This is a genomic window from Agrococcus citreus, from assembly GCF_039527715.1.
GTDB lineage: Bacteria > Actinomycetota > Actinomycetes > Actinomycetales > Microbacteriaceae > Agrococcus > Agrococcus citreus.
Genome location: NZ_BAAAKK010000004.1, coordinates 101222 through 125233, shown reverse-complemented (window position 1 = coordinate 125233; position 24012 = coordinate 101222). Strand labels below are relative to the sequence as shown.

Sequence of the window (24012 nt, the reverse complement as noted above, 5' to 3'; positions counted from 1 at the left end):
TCCGGGCCGACCGGCTTGGATGGGGCCATGACGGAGCAGCACTCGCACGTGGTCGTCGGCGACGACACCGACCGCTCTCGCTACGAGGCGCACATCGGCGACCACCTCGCCGGCGTGCTCGCGTACTTCGACGACGAGGAGACGGGCGAGCGCACGCTGCGCCACACCGTCGTCGGCGAGGCGTTCGGCGGGCACGGCGTCGGCAGCGCGCTCGCGACGTTCGCGATGCGGGATGCGCGGGATGCGGGCCGCAGGATCGTGCCGCAGTGCACGTTCGTGCAGAGCTGGCTCGTGAAGCACCCTGAGCACGCGGATCTCGTCGCGCACCCGTACGGGACGTCCGCCTCATAGCAACTCGCAAGGCCATCCGGGACCAGATCCGGTCCCGGATGCGTTGTCGAGGAGAGGGCAGGGCGCCGATGCGCCCGGAACGCCCGCACAGACCACCAAGGAGCAGCAGATGACCGACACCGGCATGATCACGCAGACCCCGGGCACCGAGACCGCGGTGCTCGCAGGCGGATGCTTCTGGGGCATGGAGGATCTGATCCGCGCCCGCCCCGGCGTCGTGGACACGCGCGTGGGCTACACGGGCGGCAGCAACGCGCACGCCACCTACCGCAACCACCCCGGGCACGCCGAGGCGATCGAGATCGTCTTCGACCCGGCGCGCACGAGCTACCGCGAGATCCTCGAGCTCTTCTTCCAGATCCACGACCCGTCGACGCTGAACCGCCAGGGGAACGACGTCGGCACGAGCTACCGCTCGGCGATCTTCCCGCTGTCGGCGGAGCAGGAGCGCGAGGCGCGCGACACGATCGCCGACGTCGACGCATCCGGCCTGTGGCCTGGTCCCGTCGTGACGACGATCGAGCCGGCTGGGCCCTTCTGGGAGGCAGAGCCCGAGCACCAGGACTACCTCGAGCGCATCCCGAACGGCTACACGTGCCACTTCGTCCGCCCGGGGTGGGTGCTGCCGCGGCGCGAGGCGACGAGCGAGCAGACCGTCTAGCGGTCGGCCGCCGGCGCGAGCGCGGTGCCGGGCGCCGGACTAGTGGGCGAGTGCACGATCTCCCACACCGCCCTCGGCGAGGCGTCCGGCGGGCACGGCGTCGGCAGCGTGTCCGCGACGTGCGCGATGCGGGATGCGCGAGAGGCGGGCCGCGGGATCGTGCCAGGGCACCTTCGTGCAGCGCTGGCTCATGAGGCACCCTGAGGACGCCGACGTCGTCGCATCCGCCTGCGACCGCGAGCGTCACTCACTTTTGCTACGTTGCACTCAGGTGCAGCCGACTCGGCGACCGCACGTCCGGCCGTTGGGATCATTTCGATGAAGATGAGATTGCTCGCGCTCGCCACCGCAGCGATCGTGGCGCTGGGGATCGTTGTCGCGCCGGTGTCGGATGCGCAGGCGACGCCGACGCTCACGGTTCCTGAGAACGTCGAGCAGGTCGCAGTGGTCTTCGATGGCGTCAACGCCTACCGCGCCAGCAAGGGGCTGTTGCCGCTTCGCTTCTCGCCGGAGATCGCCGACGTCGCCCGGCGGTGGACTGACACGATGGCGCAGACGCACTCGTTCAAGCACAATCCCGACTACTTTCAGCAGTATCCGGCCGGCTGGATGAGCGCTGGCGAGATCATCGCGTACAACGGGACTCGCGACCCACAGTCCCTCGTCAGGCAGTGGATCAACTCGCACGGCCACGAGGCCCTCATGGTCGGCGAATTCAGTGTCATGGGCGTTGGTGTGGCGTTCGGCGACGGACGGATGTACGGGACCGTCAACTTCGCGCGCTATCGCGCGAGCGACATCGTCACTTACGCGGATGTCGACGAGTGGATCGCCTCCGGTGGTGCCGACCTGCGCGAGGACGCCTTGGCCGGTGTGACGCAGCTGAGCGACCAGCGCGACGGGACGATCAGGCTCCGTGGCTGGGCCGTTGACCTGTCCGCGCGGAGCGCCCCGTCGCAGGCGCGCATCACGGTCGATGGCAGGTCCGTGGGGACGTACCAAGCGGACGGGCCGACCCCGCCGGACCAGGGACTGGAACGCTTCGGCGTGACGGGCGACCATGGGGTCGACGTCACCTTCGAGCACGGCCTCGGGGTGGCCCGCAACGTCATGGTGTGCTTGACCGGCGTCGACATGTACGGGTCGGGGAGCGACTCCGCACCGGTCTGCCACCCGATCCACGCTACGCCGGCACCTCCGGTCATCGACCTTCGGGGCGCGATCACCGCTGTTGTCGACGTGGGCAATGGCATGATCGAGTTGCAGGGGTGGGCGGTCGATGCCACGCACCTGTCGCGGCCGGCTATCGCGCGAGTGTGGGTGGAAGGCACGGCATCGAGATACACCGTGTTCGCCGACGACGCGGCGCCGGTCGCGCCGGGGTTCGAGGGGCACCACGGCTTCAGTGCCGTCATCCCGCGCGTGGTTGATGGGGTGAGCGCGGTCGCCGTCTGCGGCGAAGCTCTGCCGGGAACTTGGGGCCAGCAGACGGGTTCCTTCCCCCGATGCGTGAGCGTGCCGACTCCGGCGCCGAGCCCGACCCCAACTCCAGTTCCGACGCCGACGCCGACGCCCACACCGCCGCCCAGCCCGACCCCAACTCCAGTTCCGACGCCGACGCCGACGCCCACACCGCCGCCCAGCCCATCCGCGCCGGACGTGGAGCGCGTCGAGGGTGCAGACCGCTTCGAGTCCGCAGTGCTTCTGTCGGAGCGCTACAACGTGCCCTCGACGACCCGGACCGTCTACCTCGTGTCGGGGCAGAAGTTCCCCGACGCGCTGAGCGCGGCACCCGCGGCGGCGCAGCAAGGAGGCGCGCTCCTGCTGACGCTCTCCGACCGGCTCCCCGCCGACGTCGCGGTGGAGCTTCGGCGGCTGAACCCGAGCACGGTCGTCGTCGTCGGTGGCGAGACCACGATCTCGCCGGAGGTCGTCGCATCCGTGAGGAGCAACCTTCCGCGAGCCTCGGTCACTCGCCTCGCAGGGCAGGACCGCTTCGCGACGAGCGTCGCGATCGCGCGCCACGCGTTCCCCGACGCGACCGAAGCGTTCGTGACCTCGGGTGAGGGCTTCCCCGACGCGCTGAGCGCGGCACCGATCGCAGCGCAACGCGGCGCGCCGGTGCTCCTCACCCCAACGGCCGATATCACCGCGACGCTCGACGGCTACCTCCGGGACCACGAGCTCTCGAACGTGACGATCGTCGGCGGGACGCCTTCGGTCTCGGGCGCGGCCGAGAGGGCGATCAACGCCGCCGCTGCCGTGCGCGCCGACCGCCTGTCGGGAGCCGACCGCTACGCGACGAACGTGCTCGCCGCGCGCCTCGGCAGCACGGAGGCGCAGTCCGCCGTCATCCTCGCCTCGGGCGAGAACTTCCCCGACGCCTTGGCCGGCGCGGCGATCGCAAGCGACGTCGGCCCGCTGCTGCTGTCACCGCGGGAGTGCATCGCCGATGGGACGTTGGCCATCATGACGACGGAGTACCGACCGAGCCGGGTGCTCGTGCTCGGAGGCCCCACTACGCTCAGCCGCGCAGTTGCGGGGCTTCGGAGCTGCGGCTGAGCGGAGCGCGCTTCCTCCGAGCCGAGACTCCCAGGTCGCGGCCGCGACGCGCGAGTAGCGTCGACGCACGTGAACGACCCCCATCCGCAGCCGCCTGCCAGCACTCCTGACGCGGAGGGGCAGAGGGGCTACGCGCCGCCGCACGGCTACCAGCCACCGCAGGGCTACGGGCCGCCGCAGGGCTACGGGCAGCAGCCGGGCTACGGGCAGCAGCGGGGCTACGCGCAGCAGCCGGGCTACGCGCAGCAGCCAGGCTACGCAGGCGGGTACGCGCCCAGGCCGTCGACCGGCGTGCGCCACTGGGCGTGGCAGCTGCTCTACTGGGTGCCGATCCCGATCCTGCCGCTGCTCGTCGTGCCGGCGGTGCTCCTGGGCATGCGCGGCGGCGCCGTGCGCAACGGTGGGGTGGACGAGGCCAACTCGAGAGCCGCGATGAACTGGTCGCTCACGTGGATGACCGCGGTGGTGGCGACGGCCGTGCTGCACTTCGGTCTGCTCTTCGCGCTCACCGGTGACGGCAGCGTCTCGGGCGCATCGCCCCAGGGGATCGTGCTCGCCATCACCGCGAGCCTGCTGGGCATCGCATACATCGGCGGCGGCATCATGACGCTCATCAACGTGATCCGCGGCTGGGTCGCGGCGGCGCGCGGCGATGTGGCGCGGCCCCTGTTCGCGATCCCGTTCTGGCGAGCGGAACGCCCCGCGGTCGGCCCATGACGCCCGGCCGGAGGTGCGCCCGCGCGGTCGTGGCGTAGGATGGGCACACCGCTCCGGCGGTCGTGCGGATGTAGTTCAATGGCAGAACTTCAGCTTCCCAAGCTGATAGCGCGGGTTCGATTCCCGTCATCCGCTCCACGGGACCTCGCTTCGGCGGGGTCCTTCGTCGTTCCTCGACGGTGCGCGTGCAGGTCGGCTCGACGTCCGCGCGTCTACGCTCGGCGTGTGACGACGATGCGCTGCGACCACGACCACGATCGGGCGCGCTCGTGAGCGCCGCCGACCACGCGCCCCGCAAGCGGGGACGCGGCCTCCTCGTGCTCGGCGCGATCCTCCTCGTCGTGGCCGTGCTCGCGGTCGTCGCCGAGCTCGTCGCCCGCCAGGTGGTGCCGGGGATGGTCCGCGCCGCGGTCGTCGAGCAGCTCCAGCTGCCGGCAGACCACCCGGTCGACGTGGCGGTCGACGGCATCCTCATCCCGCAGCTCATCGCCGGCACGCTCGCGGATGTGCGGATCGCATCCGACGACGTGACGGTCGGCGCCTTCAGCGGCGATGTGACGGCCCACGGCGAGGGCATTCCCATCCGCGGCGATCGGGCGGCCGCGGGAGGCACCGCCGAGGTGCGCATGACGACCGAGCAGCTGCGCTCGCTGCTCTCGACGATCGACGGATTCCCGGCCGAGACCATCGAGCTCGCGGCGCCCAACGTCACCGCCTCGACGGAGGTCGAGCTGCTCGGCGCGTCGATCCCGCTCGCCCTCGAGCTCGCCCCCGACGCGGCCGAGGGCCAGCTCGTGCTCTCGCCCGTCGAGGGCACCGTCGCCCAGGCGACCGTGACCGCGGAGCAGCTGCGGCAGCAGTTCGGCGGCCTGCTCGAGCCGCTGCTGCAGGATCGCAGCGTCTGCGTCGCGTCGTCGCTGCCCGCGGCGCTGACGCTGACGTCGATCGAGGTGGTCGACGACGAGCTCGTCGCGGGCTTCGACATCGACGGCCGCATCATCGACGATCCGGCGATGCAGGCCAACGGCACCTGCTGACCGCCGGGGTCGATCAGGGCGCGGAGCCCGGCGGCGCCTCGGCGAGCGACAGGCTGTTGCCGTCGGGATCGACGATCGTCACGTGGTGCACGCCGTTGGCGTAGCGCTCCGCGTGCTCCGGCCGGATGCCGGCCGCGGCCATCCGCTCGAGCATCGCGTCGAGCCTGCGCACGGCGAACGTGATCGTGCACGCTCCCGCGCGCTCCGGTCGCTCGTCGACCACGAGATAGGCATCCGACCCGACGCGCCACAGTGCCTCCTCGCCGATGACCTCGTCGGCGGGACGACCGAAGAACGCCTCGTACCAGCGGATGCCCGCCGCGCGGTCGCGCACGCACGCGACCGACAGCAGCTCCTCGAACCGCTCGTCCGGCACCGTCTCGGCGGCCATCACGACATCGGGTCGTACCCGAACTGACGCAGCTCCTGCGGACAGCGGCACGCCGTCGCGATCTTCGCCGCCCAGCGCTCCGCCTCCGCCCGCGACGGGAGCTCGAGGATCGTGTACCCGCCCTCGAGCCGGTTGGTCTGCGGGTAGGTGCCGGGGGTGACGGTGCCGTCGGCCGAGACCCGCACCGGTGGCACCTCCTCGTCGATGCCGCCGCCGAAGACGTAGACGCCCGCGTCCTTCGCCTCCTGGATCACCGCGTGCGACTCGTCGACCACAGTCTGGAACTCCTCCGGGCGGAACTGCATCGCACCGCTCGGGAACGAGATCATGTACTTCGTCATGCGCGCCACCGTAGGGGAGCACGACATGCGCGCGAAACACCCGATCTGCCACCGTTGAGGCATGCAGGAGCCCCGCCCCATCACCGTCGCCATCGAGCGCACCGTCGATTCCGACCTCGACCGCTACGCGCAGGCGTGGGTGCGGCACGGCGTCGACCTCGCCTCCTACTTCTCGGGCTTCCTCGGCGCCGGGTGGGTGCGCGAGTCGCGCGGCAGCAAGCGCTGGCACATGCTCTACCGCTTCGAGGACCCGGCCACGCTCGAGGCCTGGGAGCGCAGCCCCGAGCGGCAGCAGTGGATCGCCTCGGGCGCGAGCTTCGCGAGCGAGTCGCGGATGGAGCGCCGCACCGGGATCGAGGGATGGTTCGACGCGCCCCAGGGCGTGGTGGTCGACGGCGACCGGGTCGAGATCCGACCCGTCGCATCCGCCCCGCCGGTGTGGAAGCAGATGATCATCGTCTGGCTCGCGTTCTTCCCGATGAACGTGCTCGTGACATTCCTGCTGTCGCTCATCCCGGGCTTCATCGAGCTGCTGCTGCCGCTGCGGCTGCTCATCTCGACGGTGATCCTGACGCCGATCATGGTGGGGCTGATCCTGCCGTTCATCACGCGCCTCGCGGCGCCGTGGCTGCAGCCGCGCGGGGATCGCTGAGGCTCAGCGCCGCACCGTCAGCTGCTGGATGACGACGCCGGTGCTCGTGCGATCGACGCGGCGCAGCTCGAGGTCGCGACGCTCGCCCTCGCCGAAGAGCCGGATGCCGCTGCCGAGCACGATCGGATGGACGAGCAGCACGTAGCCGTCGAGGAGGCCCGCGGCGTGCAGCGACCGCACGAGCTCGCCGCTGCCGAGGACCGAGATGGGCCCGCCGACCTCCTCGCGGAGCCGCGCGACCGTCTCGGCGGCATCGCCGTGCAGGAGCGTCGATGCCGGATGCGCGACCGGTGCGTCGGCGCGCGACGCGACCCACTTCGGTATCGAGCGGATGAAGCCGCCGAACGGGTTCGGCTCCGGCGCCGAGAGCCAGTGCCCGACGAGCTGGTCGTACGTGCGCCGGCCGAACAGCATGCCGGCCGTCTCGCCCATGCCCTCGCCCATGATGGCCATCTGCTCGTCGGAGGCGAAGGGGAGCGCCCAGCCGCCGTGCGCGAAGCCGCCGCGCCGATCCTCGTCGGCGCCGGCCGGCGCCTGCATGACGCCGTCGAGGGTGATGCTCTCGGTCGCGGTGATGGTGGCCATGGCGCTCCGTCCGTGCTGGCCACGAGCATGGCGAGCCGACCGGTGCGCGTCAATGGCCGATCAGGTGGGCACGGTCAGCGGCTGCAGCACGTCCAGCTGCAGCCACAGGGTCGGCGCGATCACCGCGAGCGCGGCGGTGAGCAGCAGCGTCAGCACCACGACGATGTACTGCACGCGCCGGCGGCCGTGCGAGATGCGCCGGAATCCCCACGCGATGGGGATGCCGACGAGCGAGACCATGAGCGCGACCGTCGGGGCGACCCAGTGCGGCAGGCACGCGAGCACGGCGAGCCCGGCGATGCCGGCCGCGATCGGCCACATCCGCGGCTCTCGCCCGGCCTCCGCGCCCGCGAGCGCCGGCTCGTCGACGAGCGGCGCGGGGATCGGCACACCGGATGCGTCGTCGTCGACCCGGCGCGTCGGCTGCAGCCCGCGCGTCCACGGCGAGGCGGCGGAGTGCGGCGTCGCCTCTCGAGCGCCGGCATCGCCGGCGGCGGGCTCGTCCGAGCCGCGCGCGCCGCGCTCGCCGGCGGCGGGCCGCGCCCAGCGCCGCGCGTCGTCGTCCTCGTGCCGCTCCACGCATCCATCGTGGCAGGGCGGAGCCGTCAGGGGATGGGAGGCACGAGCCCCGAGATCGGTCCGGTGCTCGGTCCGGTCGGCGGCGGGGGGNGGCCGCCGCGACGTGGCGGCGGTGAGCGCGACGCCGGCCGAGGCGACGATCACGAGCGCGATCGCGAGCAGGTCCCAGATGCTCAGCAGCTCGCCGACGATGAGGAAGCCGAAGATCGCCGCCGACGCCGGCTCGAGCGCCATGAGGATGCCGAACACGCGGGTCGGCACGCGACGCAGCGCCAGCAGCTCGAAGCCATAGGCGATCGCGCTCGACAGCATCGCGATGCCGAAAGCCGGCAGCAGCACGGACGGGTCGGCCGAGACGGCACCGATCGCACCGACGATGCCGAACGGCAGCACCGCGATCGCAGCGATCACGAGCGCACCCGCGAGCCCGCCGACGCCCGGCACGCGCCGGCCCACCGATGCCGAGGCGAGGATGTAGGCGGCCCAGCAGCCGCCCGCCGCGAGCGCGAGCACGACGCCCACCGGGTCGAGGTCGCCGCCGATCGACTGGCTGCCGATCACGCCCACGCCGATCGCGGCGAGCCCCACCCACGCGACGTCGATCGCGCGTCGCGACTGCACGAGCGCGAGCACGAGCGGCCCGAGCAGCTCGAGCGTCACCGCGACGGCGATCGGGATGCGCGGCAGCGCGAGGTAGAACAGCAGGTTCATGGCCGCGAGCGACAGCCCGAGGAAGACGATGGAGCGCCACGCGGCGCGGTCCCACGAGCGGATGCGCGGCCGGGCGATGAGCAGCACGATGAGCGCGGCGAACGCGAGCCGCAGGAGCGTGAGCGCGGCCGGGTCGATGCGGTCGAAGACGGTCTTCGCGATCGATGCGCCGAGCTGCACCGACGCGATCGAGCACAGCACCAGCAGCACGCCCGCGAGCAGCCCGCCGGTGGGGAGTCGGGGGATGCGCTGCACGGCTCCAGCGTATGGCCGCGTCGCTCGCGCGATTCATCGCGGTCGCGGGCAGGATGGCGGCATGACGCTCCTGGCCGCACCGCAGTCGGCGACGTGACGGTGCCCTCGGCGGGCGCGCCGGAGCCGGTGCCGAGCCCCGCGCCCCCGCACGTCGACGGCGCGCCCGAGCCGATCCCCGCAACCGCCGCGCCCGTGTTCGTCGACCCGCTCGCCACCGTGGAGCCAGCGCCCGGGCTCGATGCCGACGGCATCGTCGTCGAGCACGTGCACCGCAGCTTCGGCACCGTGCAGGCCGTGCGCGAGATGACCTTCCACGCGAGGCCCGGCCGCGTCACCGCGCTCATCGGGCCGAACGGCGCGGGCAAGACGACCCTGCTGCTCATGCTCGCGTCGCTGCTCGCGCCCGACGCCGGCGCGATCCGCATCGCGCGTGCCGACCCGGTGCGCGACCCTCGCGCGGTGCGACGCGCGATGGGCTGGATGCCCGACGTGCTCGGCACGTGGCGCACGCTCACGCCGCTGCAGATCCTCACGACCGTCGGTCGCCTCCACGGGCTCTCCCGCGCCGCGGCGAAGGAGCGCGCGAGCGAGCTCATCGTCGAGGCGCGGCTCGAGGAGCTCGCGGGCCGACCGAGCCGCGTGCTGTCGCGCGGCCAGCAGCAGCGCCTCGGCCTCGTGCGCGCGCTCGTGCACCGGCCGAGCGTGCTGCTGCTCGACGAGCCCGCCGCGGGCCTCGACCCCACGTCGCGCGTCGAGCTGCGCGGCATGCTGCGCGGCTTCGCCGCGGCTGGCGGCACCGTGCTCATCTCGAGCCACGACCTCAGCGAGCTCGACGAGATGGCCGACGACGCGGTCTTCGTCGACCGCGGCGAGGTCGTCGGCGGTGAGCGGCTCGTGCTCGCGCGGCAAGCGGCGCGCGAGTGGCGCATCCGCGCCCTCGACCCCCGCGCCCTCAGCTACCAGCTCGCGAACATCGGCGTCGCGTTCGACCGCGTGCGCATCGAGGGCGACGTCGCCTACGTCGCGCTCGACCGCGACGAGCACGCCGCCGACGTGCTCGCGCGCCTCGTCGGCGCCGGCGTGCCGATCATCCACTTCGCGCCCGCCGTCGGCGACATCGAGCGCACCTACCTCGGCCTCGCCGGAGGTGCCCGATGAGCGCGTGGTTCCGGATGCTCCGAGTCGTCATCGGGCTCGAGCTCGCGCAGCGCGTGCGGAGCGTCGCCTGGTACGTGCTGCTCGTCGTCGTCGCGGTCGTCGTGGGCGGCGTCATCACGGTGCTGTTCCTGTCGCTCGAGGGCTTCCAGCGCGACCTCGGCGGCGCGATCTTCGCGATGACGATCTTCCTCGTGATGCTCGTCACGTCGCTCGTGACGCCCGCCCTCTCCGGCAGCGCCATCAACGGCGACCGCGATGCGGGCACGCTCGCCTCCACCCAGGTGACGCAGGTGAGCGCTGCGCAGCTCGTGCTCGGCAAGGTGATCGGGGCCTGGATCGCCTCGCTCGGCTTCCTCGCCGTCTGCACGCCGTTCATGGTCGGCTCGGCGATGCTCGGCGGACTCCGGCTCGAGGCGGTGCTCGTCGCCATCCCGATCCTCGTGCTCGAGATCGGCGTCATCTCGGCGATCGGCGTCGGGCTCTCCGGGCTGATCCGCAGGCCGGTGCTCTCGACGGTCGTGACCTACCTCGTCGTCGCGTTCTTCAGCGTCGGCACGCTCATCGGCTTCGGCGTCGGCACGATCGCCTTCCAGCAGGAGGAGACCCGCAACGAGATCCGGTGGGACTACGACGAGCGCACCGGCAGCTCGACGTGCGTCGAGACCGACCGCACGTACGAGACGACGGTGCCGCGGCCGGACCGCGTCTGGCTCATGCTCGCCGCGAACCCGTACGTGATCATGGCCGACGCGATCCCGCCGCGCTTCGACGCCTCCGGCTACCCCGACGACATCTTCGGGCAGATCGGCATGGCCGTGCGCTCGGCGCAGGAGCCGCCGCGAGCGGAGTCGTGCGCCGACTACGACGAGCTGGGGCAGTGGCAGGACCCGGCGCGCGACATCTACGAGCGCACGCTGCCAAGCTGGTTCGTCGGACTCGGCATCCACCTGCTGATCGCCGGCGGTGCCGTCTGGGGCGCGGTCGGTGCCGTGCGCGCCCCCGCCCGCACGCTCGCCGCCGGCAGCCGCATCGCCTGACCCGCGGCGACGCATCCGGCCCCCGACGCACACGCGAGCCCCAGCCGTGCGGTCAGGCTGGCTCGCGGAGGGCAGGATGGGGACATGACGCTTCCGACGAGGGCCGAGCACATCCAGCAGCAGCTCCGTGAGCTGGGCATCGACCGCGAGGTCATCCGGTTCGACGAGGGCACGCACACCGCGAAGGCCGCCGCCGCCGCGCTCGGCATCGAGGTCGGTGCGATCGCCAACTCGCTCATCTTCTGGATGGCGGATGCGCCGCTGCTCGTCATGACGTCGGGTCGCCACCGCGTCGACACGGCGGCGCTCGCGGCGCAGCTCGGCGAGGGCGCAATCGAGCGCGCGACGCCCGAACAGGTCCGCGCCGCGACCGGGCAGGTGATCGGCGGCGTCGCCCCGCTCGGGCACCCGGCGCCCATCCGCACGATCGTCGACGTCGCGCTCGCCGACTACGAGCAACTCTCTGCCGCGGCCGGCACCGCAGACACCGTCTTCATGCTCAGCTACGACGAGCTGCTGCGGATCACCGGCGGCGAGCCGCGCGTCGTCGGCGACTGACCCACGCAGAGCCCTTCACGCTCGCTCCCAGGCACGGGGTACACGCCCCGCCTACACTCAGCAGAGTGACTGATACCGCTCCCGCACTCCAGGTCTGGCCCGGCGAGGCCTACCCGCTCGGCGCCACCTTCGATGGCAACGGCACGAACTTCGCCCTCTTCACCGAGTCCGCGGAGCGAGTCGAGCTCTGCCTGTTCGATGATGACGACGTCGAGACGAGGGTCGAGCTCACCGAGGTCGACGGCTACGTCTGGCACGCCTACCTGCCCTCCGTCCAGCCGGGTCAGCGCTACGGCTACCGCGTGCACGGCCCGTACGACCCCGAGCAGGGCCTGCGGCACAACCCCGCGAAGCTGCTGCTCGACCCATACGCCAAGGCGACCAGCGGCACGATCGAGTGGGGCCAGCCGCTCCACAGCTACAACTTCGGCGACCCGCTGAGCTTCAACGAGGACGACTCGGCACCCTTCATGGCCAAGGGCGTCGTCATCAACCCGTTCTTCGACTGGACGGGCGACCGCTACCCGCGCACGCCCTACAACGAGACGATCATCTACGAGGCGCACGTCAAGGGGCTCACCCAGACGCACCCCGACCTGCCGGAGGAGCTGCGCGGCACCTACGCGGGCCTCGCGCATCCGTCGATCATCGCCCACCTGCAGAAGATCGGCGTCACCGCGATCGAGCTCATGCCGGTGCACCAGTTCGTGCACGACGCGACACTGGTCGAGAAGGGGCTCCGCAACTACTGGGGCTACAACACGCTGAGCTTCTTCGCCCCGCACGCCGAGTACGCGAGCGCGGGCGGCGGCCAGCAGGTGCAGGAGTTCAAGGGCATGGTCAAGGCCATGCACGCCGCCGGCATCGAGGTCATCCTCGACGTGGTCTACAACCACACCGCCGAGGGCAACCACATGGGCCCGACGCTGAGCTGGCGCGGCATCGACAACCGCGCGTACTACCGCGTCGTCGAGGGCGACGAGCAGTTCTACATGGACTACACCGGCACGGGCAACAGCCTCAACGTCGCCCACCCGCACTCGCTGCAGATGATCATGGACTCGCTGCGCTACTGGGTCACCGAGATGCATGTCGACGGCTTCCGCTTCGACCTCGCCTCGGCGCTCGCTCGCGAGTTCTACGACGTCGACAAGCTGTCCACCTTCTTCGAGATGGTGCAGCAGGACCCGGTGATCAGCCAGGTGAAGCTCATCGCCGAGCCGTGGGACATCGGCCCCGGCGGCTACCAGGTGGGCAACTTCCCGCCGCAGTGGACCGAGTGGAACGGCAAGTACCGCGACGAGGTCCGCGACTTCTGGCGCGGCGAGCCGACGGCGCTCGGCGAGTTCGCGAGCCGTCTCTCCGGCTCCGCCGACCTCTACGAGCACTCGGGCCGCCGCCCCGTCGCCTCCATCAACTTCGTCACCGCGCACGACGGCTTCACGCTCCGCGACCTCGTGAGCTACAACGAGAAGCACAACGACGCGAACGGCGAGGACGGCAACGACGGCGAGAGCCACAACCGCTCCTACAACTACGGCGTCGAGGGCCCCACCGACGACCCAGACATCCAGTCGGTGCGCGCGCGACAGCAGCGCAACTTCCTCGCGACCCTGCTGCTGAGCCAGGGCGTGCCGATGGTGCTGCACGGCGACGAGCTCGGCCGCACCCAGCACGGCAACAACAACACCTACGCACAGGACTCCGAGATCAGCTGGATCGACTGGTCGAGCATCGACCAGCCGCTCATCGAGTTCACGGCGGCGATCGCGAAGCTGCGCCACGACCACCCGACGTTCCGCCGCAAGCGCTTCTTCCACGGCAACACGGTCCGCACCGGCGACGGCGAGCGCCTGAACGACATCGTGTGGCTGCGCACCGACGCGACCCCGATGGAGCCCGGCGACTGGCACGCCGCGGAGGCCGAGAAGACGCTCGGCATGTACCTCAACGGCAACGGCATCGCCGGTTGGGGCGCTCGCGGCGAGCGGATCATCGACAACCACTTCCTCATCTACACGAACGCCTCGGAGGAGGAGCGGGAGATCACCATTCCGCCCGCCGAGTACGCCGAGTCGTGGGATGTGCTCATCGACACGGGTGCGGTCGAGGCGGTCGAGGGCGCCATCCGCGCCGGTGAGGTCGCGCGTCTCGCGCCCCGCTCGCTCGCGGTGCTCCGCGAGCACATCGCGCCGGTCGACCAGGACTTCTCCGTCGCCGCCTCCGTCGCCGCCGCGACCGGCACCTCGGCACCCGGACCGGTGACGACGCTCGAGCAGACGCAGCACGAGGGCCGGCCGCTCCACGCGACCACGCCGCTCGCCGCACCCGGCCAGCCGGTCGAGCCTGGCATCGACGGCATCGTGCCCGCGGCATCCGACGGCTCCGACGAGTCCGACGCATCCGACACCGAGCACTGACCGACACCGAGCACTGACCGACACCCAGCACTGACCGACACCCAGCACTGACCGCGACGAGGAGACCCGTGCACGCGCCGCAGAGCACCTACCGACTGCAGATCAGCGAGGAGTTCACGCTCTTCGATGCCGCCGCGCGGCTCGAGGCGCTCAGCGACCTCGGCGTGGACTGGGTCTACCTCTCGCCCATCCTCGAGGCGGAGCACGGCTCGAACCACGGCTACGACGTCATCTCGCACGAGCGCGTCGACCCCGCCAGGGGCGGCGAGGCCGGGCTCGATGCCGTGGCCGCCGAGGCGCGGCGACTCGGCATGGGTGTGCTCGTCGACATCGTGCCGAACCACATGGGCGTCGCGGTGCCCGAGCACAACGACTGGTGGTGGACGCTGCTGCGCGAGGGCCGGGAGAGCCCCATCGCGGATGCGTTCGACATCGACTGGGAGGCGGGCGGCGGCAAGCTGCTGCTGCCGATCGTCGGCGACGACGACTGGTCGGAGGACGGCACGGTCGCACACCTCGAGCTCGACGCCGATGGTGCCGACGGCCCCCTGCTGCGCTACTGGGACACGCGGCTCCCCGTCGCGCCCGGCACGGGCGAGGGCACGGCGCAGGAGGTGCTCGAGCGCCAGCACTACCGGCTCGGCCACTGGAAGCAGGGCAACGACCAGCTCAACTACCGTCGCTTCTTCGCGGTGACGACGCTCGCGGCGGTGCGCGTCGAGCTGCCCGAGGTCTTCGACGCCACCCACACGGAGATCGCCCGCTGGTTCGACGAGCGGCTCGTGCAGGGCCTGCGCGTCGACCACCCGGACGGCCTGCGCGACCCGGCCCGCTACCTCGACGACCTCGACCGCCTGACCGGCGGCGCCTTCGTGCTCGTCGAGAAGATCCTCGAGCCGGGTGAGGAGCTGCCGCGCTGGGCGACCGCCGGCACGACCGGCTACGACACGCTCGGCGCGATCGACCGGGTGCTGACCGACGCATCCGCCGTCGAGGCGCTCGACGCGATCGACGCGCGGCTGCAGGGCGAGCGCGTCGACTGGACCGACATGATCCGCGGCACGAAGCGGGCCATCGCCGACGGGATCCTGCGCGCCGAGGTGCTGCGGCTCTAGCGCGAGGTGCGGGCGTCGGATGCGTGGGGCTCGCAGGGCGCGCCGGCCGACGCCGCCGACGCGATCGCCGAGCTGCTCGCGTGCTTCCCGGTCTACCGCTCGTACCTGCCCGACGGGCTCGAGCACCTCGGGCACGCCGCCGAGCGCGCCAAGCACTACCGGCCCGACCTCGCCGAGACGATCGACGCGCTGCTGCCGGTGCTCGGCAACGCCCGCCAGGATGCGGCGCTGCGGTTCCAGCAGACGAGCGGCATGGTGATGGCGAAGGGCGTCGAGGACACGGCCTTCTACCGCTACTCGCGGCTCACGAGCCTCAACGAGGTCGGCGGCGACCCGGACGTGTTCTCGGTCTCGGTGCCCGACTTCCACCAGTTCATGGCGGGCCGGCAGGCGGAGTGGCCGCACGCGATGAACGCCCTCTCGACGCACGACACGAAGCGCGGCGAGGACGTGCGTGCCCGCATCACGACGATCGCCGAGGTGCCCGAGCGCTGGGACGCGCTGCTCGACCGGCTGCTCGTCTTCGCGCCCAACCAGGGCCGGGCCTTCGCGAACCTGCTGCTGCAGGCGGTCGTCGGCGCCTGGCCGGCGAGCGAGGACCGGCTGCTCGCCTACATGGAGAAGGCCTCTCGCGAGGCCGACGACATCACGCACTGGACGGCGCCCGACGAGGAGTTCGAGGCGAACCTCGCCGAGCTCGTGCGGAACGTGACGGCTGCGCCCGCTTCGGGCGACATCGAGGCTTTCCTCGCCGAGACCGAGCAGGGCTTCCGCTCGAACGTGCTCGCGGCGAAGCTGCTGAACCTCGCGATCCCGGGCTTCCCCGACGTCTACCAGGGCTCGGAGGCGCTGGAGCAGTCGCTCGTCGACCCCGACAACCGCAGGCCCGTCGACTGGGCGCGCATGGATGCGCTGCGGACGGCGGCCGCGGAGCCGCTGTCGGGCGAGTGGGACCTCGAGGTCGCGAAGACCCGGCTCGTGCGCGAGGCGCTCCGCCTCCGCCGCGCGCACCCCGAGCGCTTCGAGGGCTACGAGCCGGTGCTCGCGAGCGGCTCGGCCGCCGAGCACGTCGTCGCGTTCGACCGCGGGGGAGCGGTCGCGGTCGCGACCCGGCTGCCCATCGGCCTCGCGGCTCGCGGCGGCTGGGGTGACACGCGCATCCAGCTGCCGGAGGGCCGCTGGCGCGAGCTGCTCACGGGCGCCGAGGTCGACGGCGGCGAGGTCTCGCTCGCCGAGCTGCTCGGCACCGCGCCCGTCGCACTGCTCACCCTCGCCGACTGAGGTCGGCTGGGCCGGCGCATTCCCAGCAGGCCGCCAGGCTTTGCGCACAGCGGGCGCATAGCCTGCACCCATGCAGCCGAACCAGCCGTCCTCGTCCGACCCGCAGCAGCACGGGCAGCAGCCCGCGTACGGTCAGCCGTAGCAGCCCGGGCAGTCGGGCGGCTACGAGCAGCCTGCCCAGCCGGCGCACTACACGCCACCGGCGCAGTACGCCCAGCCCGCGCAGTACGGCGAGCCGGGTCGATACGACCAGCCAGGTCCGGGCGCGCACTCGGGCGCGATGCCCGGCGTCGTCAAGTGGGGTCTCGGCATCCAGTGGGTGGGCGTCGCGTTCGGTGCCTTCGCGCTCATCCTCGGTCTCATCGGCCTGCTCGCGGTCGCCGGCTCGGGCGACGCTGCCGTCGCCGGCTTCGTCGGGATCATGCTCGCCGTCGCCGCCATCATGCTCGCGATCCAGGTGGTCGTCCTCGTGTTCGCGACGAAGGGCCGCAACTGGGCGCGCATCGCGCTCGCGGCGATCGCGATCCTCGGCATCGTGCTCTCGCTCGCGACCGGGCAGGGCCTCAACTTCGGCTCGGCGATCTCGATCCTCAGCGTCGCGCTGCTCTTCATGCCCGACGCCACGGCCTGGTACCGGGCCCGCTCCGGTCAGCGCTGACGAGTCGCGCATGACGGGCGGACACGCGCAGGCGGCCGCGCCGGCACCATCGCAGCGCAGCCAGCACGAGCGGCGGCCCGTCGTCGTCGTGTGTGGTCTCGCCCTGCAGTGGATCGCCATCGCGCTCGCCGTCGTCGCGCTGGCGATTCCGCTGATCCGCCTGCTCGCGCTCGCCGTCATGGACGGCATCCCCTTGCCCGGGGCGCTCGGCGTGGTGACCCTCATCGCGGTGCTCCCGGGAGCCCTCGTCGCGGTGCAGAGCATCGTGCTCGTCTTCGCCGCGAAGGGCCGCAACTGGGCGCGGATCCTGCTCGGCGTGCTGGCGGTGCTCGCGGCGATCGGTGCGGTCAGCTCCGTCACCGCCGATCTGCCGCTGCATCCGGGGTCGGTGCTCTCGATCATCGGGGTGGTGCTGCTGTTCCTCCCGGCGGCGAACGCCTGGTATCGCTCGCGCCGCACGCCATCGGTGCCGCGAACCGTTCCCGCGCCGCAACGCTGACCGCACTCCCACTCGGCTCCGAGGCAGCCGATGCGAGCATGGGGGACATGAGCGAGCTGCACGAGTACCGGGTCTGGGCACCGAACGCGACGCGGATGCGCGTGGTCGCCGGTGACGAGTCCGTCGAGATGTCGGCGGGCGAGGGCGGCTGGTGGCACGCGCTCGCGCCGGTCGGCGACTACGGCTTCCAGATCGACGACGACTTGGGCGTCCGGCCCGACCCGCGCTCGACCCGGCAGCCGCAGGGTGTGCACGAGCGCTCGCGCGTGTGGGACGCATCCGCCCACGACTGGCAGGACGCCGACTGGACCGGTCGCCCCTTCGCGGGCGGCGTGCTCTACGAGCTGCACCTCGGCACCTTCACGCCCGAGGGCACCCTCGACGCGGCGGCCGAGCGGCTCGACCACCTCGTCGCGCTCGGCGTCACGCACGTCGAGCTGCTGCCGGTGAACGGCTTCAACGGCACCCACAACTGGGGCTACGACGGCGTCGCGTGGTTCGCGGTGCACGAGCTCTACGGCGGGCCGGATGCCTACCAGCGCTTCGTCGACGCCGCTCACGCCGCGGGCCTCGCGGTCGTGCAGGACGTCGTCTACAACCACCTCGGACCCTCGGGCAACTACCTGCCGCTGTTCGGCCCGTACCTGTCGAGCGAGGGCCGCTCCACGTGGGGCGACCACGTCAACCTCGCCGAGCGCGAGGTGCGCCGCTACATCCTCGACAACGTGCGGTACTGGTTCGAGACCATGCACGTCGACGCGCTGCGGCTCGACGCGGTGCACGCACTCGTCGACGCGAGCGACCTGCACATCCTCGAGGAGATGGCGATCGAGACCGACGCGCTCGCGGCGCACCTCGGCCGGCCGCTCGAGCTCATCGCCGAGAGCGACCTCAACGACCCCAAGCTCATCACTCCGCGCGAGGGCGGCGGCTACGGCCTCGACGGGCAGTGGTCGGACGACTTCCACCACGGCGTGCACGTCGCCCTCACCGGCGAGACCGAGGGCTACTACGCCGACTTCGAGCCGATCGGTGCGCTCGCGAAGGCGATCGAGCGCGGCTTCTTCCACGACGGCACGTACTCGTCGTTCCGCGGTCGCGACCACGGGCATCCGATCGACACCGACCGCTCGCTGTCGTGGCGGCTCGTCGTGAGCGCGCAGAACCACGACCAGATCGGCAACCGCGCGACCGGCGATCGCATCACGGGCGTGCTCGACGAGTCGCAGCTGCTGTGCGCGGCGCTGCTGCTCTACGGCGGCCCGTTCACGCCCATGCTCTTCCAGGGCGAGGAGTGGGCGGCGTCGACGCCGTTCCAGTTCTTCACCTCGCACCCGGAGCCCGAGCTCGGGAAGGCGACGGCCGAGGGCAGGCTCGCCGAGTTCGAGCAGATGGGCTGGGACCCGGAGGTCGTGCCCGACCCGCAGGACCCGGCGACGTTCGAGCGCTCGAAGCTCGACTGGGACGAGCTGCGCGGCGAGCGGCACGCGCGCGTGCTCGAGGGCTACCGGCAGCTCGGGGCGCTGCGGCGCGAGCTCGAGGCGCTCACCGACCCGCACTACTCGCGGAACGCCGTCGAGGCCGATGAGCAGACCCGGGTGCTGCGGCTGACGCGTCGCGCCGGTATGGCCGACGCTGTCGAGATCGTCCTCAACCTCGGCACCGAGCCGCAGACCGTGCCGGTGACCCGGCGCGACCTGCGCTTCCAGACGCATCCGGATGTCGCGCTCGCCGACGCGCTCACCCTCCCGCCCGGCAGCGGCGCCCTCCTCGCCTGAATCTCGACCGGCCAGTCGGCAGCGCGAGGGGATGCTGCCCTCGCAGGACCAGCCGGCCGGTCGAGAAGAACGGCTAGCGTGGAGGCGTGACGCAGACCGTCGGCGAGCTCGACTTCCCCTTCCACGGCTTCCTCGAGACCCGGCGCGGGCCGATCGTCGAGATCGCCCTCTCGAATCCGCCCACCGGGCTCGCGCGCACGTACGTGCTCGTCCCGGAGGGGTCTGGCGAGCTGCCGCCCGGCATCTACTCGACGCTCGTGAAGCAGGTCGTCGACCTCGACGAGCGCGGCGCCTGGATCGTCGAGATCGACGTCGAGCCCGAGCCGAGGAGCGCGGAGGTGCGCCGCGACACGACGCTCGACGACGAGTGGGAGTCCGACGAGCGCGACCTGCTCATCGCCTCGCACGCCGAGCTCTTCCAGCCGCAGGCGCCGCCCGCCACGCGCGAGGGCGAGCAGCCCGTCAACCCGTACGGGCTCTGGGCGCTCGACGCGCAGGGCAGCGCCTTCCGGGTCGAGGCTGAGCGCGACGAGGAGTCGGGCGGCCTCGTCCTCGAGGCGGCGACCCGCTTCGGCAAGGCGCTGCACCCGTGGGTGTACGGCGCGTTCCGCGCCGACTCGCTCGAGATCGAGCCGCACGTGCTCGAGCGCGACGACGCGCTGCTCGACCTGCAGCTGTACGTGCCCGACGGCGACGACGACCGCGAGTACGAGCGGTGGCTCGTCGGCACGCGCCGTGCGATCGAGGCCCGGTCGCCGCGGCCGCTGCCCGACTTCGACCCCGGGCAGTGGATGCGCTGGCTCACGCCCGTCGACGGCCGCGACCCGGTCGCGTTCGGCGGGTTCCTGTTCCCTGAGAAGCGCGAGATCGAGCTGCAGCCGGTGATGCCGAACGAGCCCGCATGGGCGGCGGGACGGGTGCTGACGATCCCGCGCGAGCGCCCCGACCAGGAGTTCGAGGGCAGCCGCGAGGTGACGGTCTACGGCAAGCCGTTCAAGGAGCTGCGCTCCTCGGTCGCGAAGATCCAGAAGCGGCCCGCGACGCCGATCGGGCGCTTCGTGCTGCAGCCGGAGGGCTACATGCCCGAGGGCTGGAGCTCGCTGGGCTGAGCCACGCGCCCGCGTCGAGGGACCCGGCTCACTCGAGCGGGCTGCGCGAGCGGTGCAGCGCGTTGCCGAGCCCGCCCCGGGCGCCGAGCCGGTGGACGAGCTCGCGCAGCGTGTCCGTCGCGGAGTGCCGCGGCTCCCACCCGAGGGCCCGGATGCGGTCGGTGCCCATCACGGGCGTCAGCAGCGCCATGTCGACCCACCCGGGGTCGGTCGGCTGCAGGCGCAGCCGGTAGGAGATCGCGACGAGCGCCCGCACGAGCGGCACGGGGATCGGCAGCTGCCGGGTCGCGCCGACGAGCGGCCCGACCGAGTGCGGCGTCACCGGCGGCTCGGCGGCGACGTTGAACGCGCCCGGCGCGCGCTCGCGCACGACGCGCCAGTAGGCATCCGCGATGTCGTCGGCATGCACGACCTGCGCGGCGATGCCGGCCGGCCACGGCAGCACGGGCAGGCGCACCAGCGGCAGCGCGCGGAGCAGCACGCGCGGCACGAGGGCGCCGAGGAAGTAGTCGCGGATCTCGGGGGCGGCCTCGGCCTGGAAGATGAGCCCCGGCCGCAGGCGCGAGACGAGCATCTCGGGGTGCGCCGCCTCGACGTCGTCGAGGATGCGCTCGACCGCGCTCTTCTGCCGGCCGTAGTGGGATGCGGGCGCGCCGTGGCGCGGGAACGACTCGTCGGCGCGCTCGGGGCCGGGCGGCCGCTCGTCCTCCCGTCCGTACGCGCCGACGCTCGAGGCATGGACGAGGTGCGGCACCCCGGAGGCGGCCGCGGCCTCGAACACCCGCCGCGAGCCCTCGACGTTCGTGCGCTCGAGCAGGCCCGGGTCGCGGTTCGGGCGGATGATCCACGCGAGGTGCACGACCGCATCGGCGCCGCGCATCGCCCGCTCGAGCAGCGACGTCGAGCCGGGCAGCGAGACGTCGGCGTGCTGCCACTCGACGCGGTCGTAGGGCTCGCCGAGCCGCTCGGGACCGTGCCGCGAGATGCCCACGATCGAGTCGACCTCGGGGGCTGCCTGGAGGCGCCGCAGCAGGGCGGTGCCGACGTTGCCGGTCGCGCCGATCACGACGATGCGCATGCGATCCCCCTCGCCTCCGTCACCCGACGGATGCGCGCCACCGTACCCCTGCCGCCTGAGCCCGCCCCGGTCAGCGCGGGGTGGTCACGACACGCCGCGCGCGTGCACCGCCGGACGGCGTGTCGTGACCACCCGCCGCCCGCAGGACGGCGTGTCGTGACCACCCACCGCTCGAGCGCCGGCGGAAGCGCGGGGACGCAGGTCAGCCCGCGGGGGCGGCCTCCGCCATCGCGCTCGGCTCGACACACGCGAAGCGGCGGCGGTAGGCCGACGGGGCGATGCCGAGCTGCCGCGTGAAGTGGTGGCGCAGCAGCGCGGCGGTGCCGAAGCCCGCCTGCTGCGCGACGATGTCGAGCGCGAGGTCGGTCGCCTCGAGCAGCTGCTGCGCCCGCTGCACCCGCTGGGACACGAGCCACGCCGCGGGGGTCGCCCCGAGCTCCTCGCGGAAGCGGCGCGCGAAGGTGCGCTCCGAGAGCCGCGCCCGGCGCGCGAGCGACGCGACCGAGTGCTCCTCGTCGAGGTGCTCGACCATCCAGTCGATGAGCGGCGCGAGCGTCTCGGCCCGCTGCTCCGCGACGGGCCCCACGGCGAACTGCGACTGCCCGCCGTCGCGCAGCGGCGGCACCACCATCGATCGGGCGATGATGCCGGCGATCTGCGCGCCCTGCAGCTCCCGCACGATGTGGAGCGCCGCGTCGATCGCGGCGGCGGTGCCGGCGCTCGAGGTGACCGGGCCGTCGTCGACCCACAGCGCGTCGCGCTCGACCGTGAGCTGCGGGAACTGCTCGGCCAGCTGGTCGGCGTGCGCCCAGTGCGTCGCGACGCGGCGGCCGTCGAGCACGCCCGACCTGGCCGCGATGAAGGCACCCGTGCACATGGTCAGCACGCGAGCACCGCGCGCGACGGCCCGCTGCAGCACCCGGGCGATGCTCAGCGAGCACTCGCCGTCGATGCTGCACTCGTCGTAGGGCGTGACGATCACGACGTCGGCCTCGTCGGCGAACCCGAGCCCCTCGTCGACCATCACCGGCAGGCCCAGCCCGCCCGCGAGCCGGATCGGTCCGGGCGTCGGCGTCACGACCCGGAAGTCGTTGCGCGGCACCCCGCGGTCGGCGCGATCGGTGCCGAACACCTCCGCAGCGACAGCGAGCTCGAACACGCTCACGTCGTCGTCGACGATGCACGCGATCTTCAGCATGGTGACCTCCAGGGCGCGGATGCCTCGGCCGACGCGGGCGCGTCGATCCCGTCCGCACGTGGCTGGCAGGATCTTGCCGAGCATTGGCTATCCTGCCACTGGTGGCTGTATCTTGGCAAGCGCAGACTTCCTGCCATGGACACCATCTGGATCATCGTCATCACGGCTCTCGTGATCGTGGCCATCTCGAGCACGATCAACGCCCTCATCGGACAGCGCGCTCCGCGCGTCGCCGCCGACCCCGAGCGACTCGCACGGCTCCGCGACCGCGTCTCCGCCGACCTCGCTCGGCGCGGGCGCGAGCAGGTGGAGGAGCGCATCGCGGAGGAGCGCGACGCCCGCGCTGGCACGCCGCAGCGCCGAGCACCCATCAGCACCGAGCGCCTCTGGGCGGGCGGGCTCTGAGCCGCGCGAGCGCCGAAGCGACCCCTGGCGCGCGCGCTCCCGCAGGCGCACAATCGGCGCATGGACGGCACCTGGCTCAGCAGCGTCCCGCTCGACGGCACGTGGCTCACCTTCCTCACGACGATCGGCGCCGCCGGCGCGGTCGGCACGATCGTCGCGCTGCTGCGGCAGCGCACCCCCCGCGCCCGGATCGACCTCGCTCGCGCCGCGAGCCAGCGGTCGCCGGCGCACTGACCGACCCGCACCACGCGGCCGCTGCCCAGGCGGCCGCGTCGTCGGTCGTGCCGCGCCCACCCCACAATGGAGGCATGCGCCTCGCGAACGCCCGACTGCTCGACGGGACCCTGACCGACCTCGACATCGTCGACGGCGAGATCGAGCGGGTGAGCGCGGCCGGCTCGACCCCGGCGGTGGGGGAGCGGCGCGACCTCGAGGGCGCGACCGTCGTCCCGGGCCTCTGGGACGAGCACACGCACCTGGGCCAGTGGGCGCGCCACCGCACTCGGGTGAGCGTGCTCGACGCCGAGACCGCCGACGAGGCGGCGGCGATCGCCGCGCGCGCAGCGTCGGTGCACACCGGCACCGACCCGCTCGTGCTCACCGGCATGCGCGACGGGCTCTGGTCCACCGCCCCCACGCGCGCGCAGCTCGACGCCGCGACCGGCGACCTGCCGACGCTCATCATCTCGAGCGACGTCCACTGCTCGTGGCCGAACTCGGCCATGCTGCGACGGCTCGGGATCGAGCTCGCTGAGCCGCTGCTGCGCGAGGAGGCCGCGTTCGACGTGCTCCCGATCATCGAGGGGATGCTCGACCCCGACGCGCTCGACCGTCACGTCGTCGACGCGCTCGCCGCGGCCGCCGAGCGCGGCGTCG

General features: G+C 72.5%; 23 protein-coding genes, 1 tRNA gene and 1 pseudogene. 19 read left to right on the top strand and 6 right to left on the bottom strand.

Annotated features, from left to right (window positions below; genetic code table 11):
* The first annotated feature begins 27 nt into the window (after positions 1-27).
* The 6 genes from ABD106_RS07625 (at position 28) to ABD106_RS07600 (ending at position 5328) form a co-directional block, all read left to right on the top strand.
* Positions 28-351, top strand: coding sequence for a GNAT family N-acetyltransferase (locus ABD106_RS07625; RefSeq protein WP_343919016.1), 324 nt, complete (start codon positions 28-30; stop codon positions 349-351).
* A gap of 109 nt (positions 352-460) precedes the next feature.
* On the top strand, positions 461-1012 hold the full coding sequence (gene msrA, locus ABD106_RS07620) for a peptide-methionine (S)-S-oxide reductase MsrA (RefSeq protein WP_343919013.1): 552 nt from the start codon (positions 461-463) through the stop codon (positions 1010-1012).
* Between the two features lie 318 nt (positions 1013-1330).
* A complete protein-coding gene (locus ABD106_RS07615) occupies positions 1331-3574 on the top strand; it encodes a cell wall-binding repeat-containing protein (protein WP_343919011.1) in 2244 nt (747 codons plus the stop codon).
* Between the two features lie 69 nt (positions 3575-3643).
* On the top strand, positions 3644-4291 hold the full coding sequence (locus ABD106_RS07610; protein WP_343919009.1) for a hypothetical protein: 648 nt from the start codon (positions 3644-3646) through the stop codon (positions 4289-4291).
* Positions 4292-4355: 64 nt separating this feature from the next.
* A tRNA-Gly gene (locus ABD106_RS07605) sits at positions 4356-4429 on the top strand.
* A 131-nt stretch (positions 4430-4560) separates the two neighbouring features.
* Positions 4561-5328 (top strand): DUF2993 domain-containing protein, encoded by a 768-nt coding sequence (locus tag ABD106_RS07600; protein WP_343919007.1) that lies wholly within the window; start codon positions 4561-4563, stop codon positions 5326-5328.
* Positions 5329-5341: 13 nt separating this feature from the next.
* On the opposite strand, the gene ABD106_RS07595 is transcribed toward ABD106_RS07600, so the two are convergent.
* Positions 5342-5719 (bottom strand): VOC family protein, encoded by a 378-nt coding sequence (locus tag ABD106_RS07595; protein WP_343919005.1) that lies wholly within the window; start codon positions 5717-5719, stop codon positions 5342-5344.
* Positions 5719-6060 (bottom strand): YciI family protein, encoded by a 342-nt coding sequence (locus tag ABD106_RS07590; RefSeq protein ID WP_343919003.1) that lies wholly within the window; start codon positions 6058-6060, stop codon positions 5719-5721. The genes ABD106_RS07595 and ABD106_RS07590 overlap by 1 nt, the downstream gene beginning before the upstream one ends.
* A 61-nt stretch (positions 6061-6121) precedes the next feature.
* Here ABD106_RS07590 and ABD106_RS07585 point away from each other — a divergent pair, with 61 nt between their 5' ends.
* Positions 6122-6712, top strand: coding sequence for an antibiotic biosynthesis monooxygenase (locus ABD106_RS07585; protein ID WP_343919001.1), 591 nt, complete (start codon positions 6122-6124; stop codon positions 6710-6712).
* A gap of 3 nt (positions 6713-6715) precedes the next feature.
* Here the strand turns inward: ABD106_RS07585 and ABD106_RS07580 are convergent, their stop codons facing one another.
* Together ABD106_RS07580 and ABD106_RS07575 are read right to left on the bottom strand one after the other, a co-directional pair.
* The gene (locus ABD106_RS07580; protein ID WP_343918999.1) at positions 6716-7297 is read right to left on the bottom strand and encodes a dihydrofolate reductase family protein; all 582 of its coding nucleotides are present in this window, start codon (positions 7295-7297) and stop codon (positions 6716-6718) included.
* Between the two features lie 60 nt (positions 7298-7357).
* On the bottom strand, positions 7358-8797 hold the full coding sequence (locus ABD106_RS07575; RefSeq protein ID WP_425545734.1) for an EamA family transporter: 1440 nt from the start codon (positions 8795-8797) through the stop codon (positions 7358-7360).
* A gap of 138 nt (positions 8798-8935) precedes the next feature.
* On the opposite strand from ABD106_RS07575, the gene ABD106_RS07570 reads away from it, so the two are divergent.
* From ABD106_RS07570 to ABD106_RS07530, 9 genes and pseudogenes are all read left to right on the top strand, one after another.
* On the top strand, positions 8936-10000 hold the full coding sequence (locus tag ABD106_RS07570; protein ID WP_343918995.1) for an ABC transporter ATP-binding protein: 1065 nt from the start codon (positions 8936-8938) through the stop codon (positions 9998-10000).
* On the top strand, positions 9997-11037 hold the full coding sequence (locus ABD106_RS07565) for an ABC transporter permease (RefSeq protein WP_343918993.1): 1041 nt from the start codon (positions 9997-9999) through the stop codon (positions 11035-11037). The genes ABD106_RS07570 and ABD106_RS07565 overlap by 4 nt, the downstream gene beginning before the upstream one ends.
* An 84-nt stretch (positions 11038-11121) precedes the next feature.
* A complete protein-coding gene (locus ABD106_RS07560) occupies positions 11122-11595 on the top strand; it encodes a YbaK/EbsC family protein (RefSeq protein WP_343918991.1) in 474 nt (157 codons plus the stop codon).
* 65 nt (positions 11596-11660) lie between these two features.
* Positions 11661-14015 carry a glycogen debranching protein GlgX gene (gene glgX, locus ABD106_RS07555; protein WP_343918989.1) on the top strand — a complete coding sequence of 785 codons (2355 nt, stop codon included), beginning with the start codon at positions 11661-11663 and terminating at the stop codon, positions 14013-14015.
* Between the two features lie 68 nt (positions 14016-14083).
* Positions 14084-16411: pseudogene (gene treY / locus ABD106_RS07550) on the top strand (malto-oligosyltrehalose synthase).
* Between the two features lie 280 nt (positions 16412-16691).
* The gene (locus ABD106_RS07545; protein WP_343918987.1) at positions 16692-17069 is read left to right on the top strand and encodes a hypothetical protein; all 378 of its coding nucleotides are present in this window, start codon (positions 16692-16694) and stop codon (positions 17067-17069) included.
* 10 nt (positions 17070-17079) lie between these two features.
* Positions 17080-17568, top strand: a complete 489-nt coding sequence (locus ABD106_RS07540) for a hypothetical protein (protein ID WP_343918985.1) — start codon at positions 17080-17082, stop codon at positions 17566-17568.
* A 47-nt stretch (positions 17569-17615) separates the two neighbouring features.
* Positions 17616-19346: a malto-oligosyltrehalose trehalohydrolase gene (gene treZ / locus ABD106_RS07535; protein WP_343918983.1), complete on the top strand. Its 1731-nt coding sequence runs from the start codon at positions 17616-17618 to the stop codon at positions 19344-19346.
* 86 nt (positions 19347-19432) lie between these two features.
* Positions 19433-20455, top strand: a complete 1023-nt coding sequence (locus tag ABD106_RS07530) for a hypothetical protein (protein WP_343918981.1) — start codon at positions 19433-19435, stop codon at positions 20453-20455.
* Positions 20456-20483: 28 nt separating this feature from the next.
* Here ABD106_RS07530 and ABD106_RS07525 read toward each other — a convergent pair whose 3' ends face one another.
* Both ABD106_RS07525 and ABD106_RS07520 read right to left on the bottom strand, forming a co-directional pair.
* Complete coding sequence (locus tag ABD106_RS07525; protein WP_343918979.1) at positions 20484-21533, bottom strand: NAD-dependent epimerase/dehydratase family protein; 1050 nt, start codon at positions 21531-21533, stop codon at positions 20484-20486.
* Positions 21534-21735: 202 nt separating this feature from the next.
* Entirely contained in the window at positions 21736-22731 is a 996-nt protein-coding gene (locus ABD106_RS07520) for a GlxA family transcriptional regulator (protein WP_343918977.1), read from the bottom strand.
* Positions 22732-22866: 135 nt separating this feature from the next.
* Here ABD106_RS07520 and ABD106_RS07515 point away from each other — a divergent pair, with 135 nt between their 5' ends.
* The 3 genes from ABD106_RS07515 to ABD106_RS07505 form a co-directional block, all read left to right on the top strand.
* Complete coding sequence (locus tag ABD106_RS07515) at positions 22867-23136, top strand: hypothetical protein (RefSeq protein ID WP_343918975.1); 270 nt, start codon at positions 22867-22869, stop codon at positions 23134-23136.
* Positions 23137-23196: 60 nt separating this feature from the next.
* Positions 23197-23370, top strand: a complete 174-nt coding sequence (locus tag ABD106_RS07510) for a hypothetical protein (protein ID WP_343918973.1) — start codon at positions 23197-23199, stop codon at positions 23368-23370.
* A gap of 74 nt (positions 23371-23444) precedes the next feature.
* On the top strand, positions 23445-24012 hold a 568-nt coding region (locus ABD106_RS07505; protein WP_343918971.1), incomplete at its 3' end, for an amidohydrolase family protein.

What these genes read in the sequence shown, in the direction of transcription:
- ABD106_RS07625 (WP_343919016.1), top strand. Translation starts at nt 28, where the DNA reads ATGACGGAGCAGCACTCGCACGTGGTCGTCGGCGACGACACCGACCGC.
- msrA (WP_343919013.1), top strand. Translation starts at nt 461, where the DNA reads ATGACCGACACCGGCATGATCACGCAGACCCCGGGCACCGAGACCGCG.
- ABD106_RS07615 (WP_343919011.1), top strand. Translation starts at nt 1,331, where the DNA reads ATGAAGATGAGATTGCTCGCGCTCGCCACCGCAGCGATCGTGGCGCTG.
- ABD106_RS07595 (WP_343919005.1), bottom strand. Translation starts at nt 5,719, where the DNA reads ATGGCCGCCGAGACGGTGCCGGACGAGCGGTTCGAGGAGCTGCTGTCG.
- ABD106_RS07590 (WP_343919003.1), bottom strand. Translation starts at nt 6,060, where the DNA reads ATGACGAAGTACATGATCTCGTTCCCGAGCGGTGCGATGCAGTTCCGC.
- ABD106_RS07585 (WP_343919001.1), top strand. Translation starts at nt 6,122, where the DNA reads ATGCAGGAGCCCCGCCCCATCACCGTCGCCATCGAGCGCACCGTCGAT.
- ABD106_RS07580 (WP_343918999.1), bottom strand. Translation starts at nt 7,297, where the DNA reads ATGGCCACCATCACCGCGACCGAGAGCATCACCCTCGACGGCGTCATG.
- ABD106_RS07565 (WP_343918993.1), top strand. Translation starts at nt 9,997, where the DNA reads ATGAGCGCGTGGTTCCGGATGCTCCGAGTCGTCATCGGGCTCGAGCTC.
- ABD106_RS07560 (WP_343918991.1), top strand. Translation starts at nt 11,122, where the DNA reads ATGACGCTTCCGACGAGGGCCGAGCACATCCAGCAGCAGCTCCGTGAG.
- ABD106_RS07545 (WP_343918987.1), top strand. Translation starts at nt 16,692, where the DNA reads ATGCCCGGCGTCGTCAAGTGGGGTCTCGGCATCCAGTGGGTGGGCGTC.
- ABD106_RS07540 (WP_343918985.1), top strand. Translation starts at nt 17,080, where the DNA reads ATGACGGGCGGACACGCGCAGGCGGCCGCGCCGGCACCATCGCAGCGC.
- treZ (WP_343918983.1), top strand. Translation starts at nt 17,616, where the DNA reads ATGAGCGAGCTGCACGAGTACCGGGTCTGGGCACCGAACGCGACGCGG.
- ABD106_RS07525 (WP_343918979.1), bottom strand. Translation starts at nt 21,533, where the DNA reads ATGCGCATCGTCGTGATCGGCGCGACCGGCAACGTCGGCACCGCCCTG.
- ABD106_RS07520 (WP_343918977.1), bottom strand. Translation starts at nt 22,731, where the DNA reads ATGCTGAAGATCGCGTGCATCGTCGACGACGACGTGAGCGTGTTCGAG.
- ABD106_RS07515 (WP_343918975.1), top strand. Translation starts at nt 22,867, where the DNA reads ATGGACACCATCTGGATCATCGTCATCACGGCTCTCGTGATCGTGGCC.
- ABD106_RS07510 (WP_343918973.1), top strand. Translation starts at nt 23,197, where the DNA reads ATGGACGGCACCTGGCTCAGCAGCGTCCCGCTCGACGGCACGTGGCTC.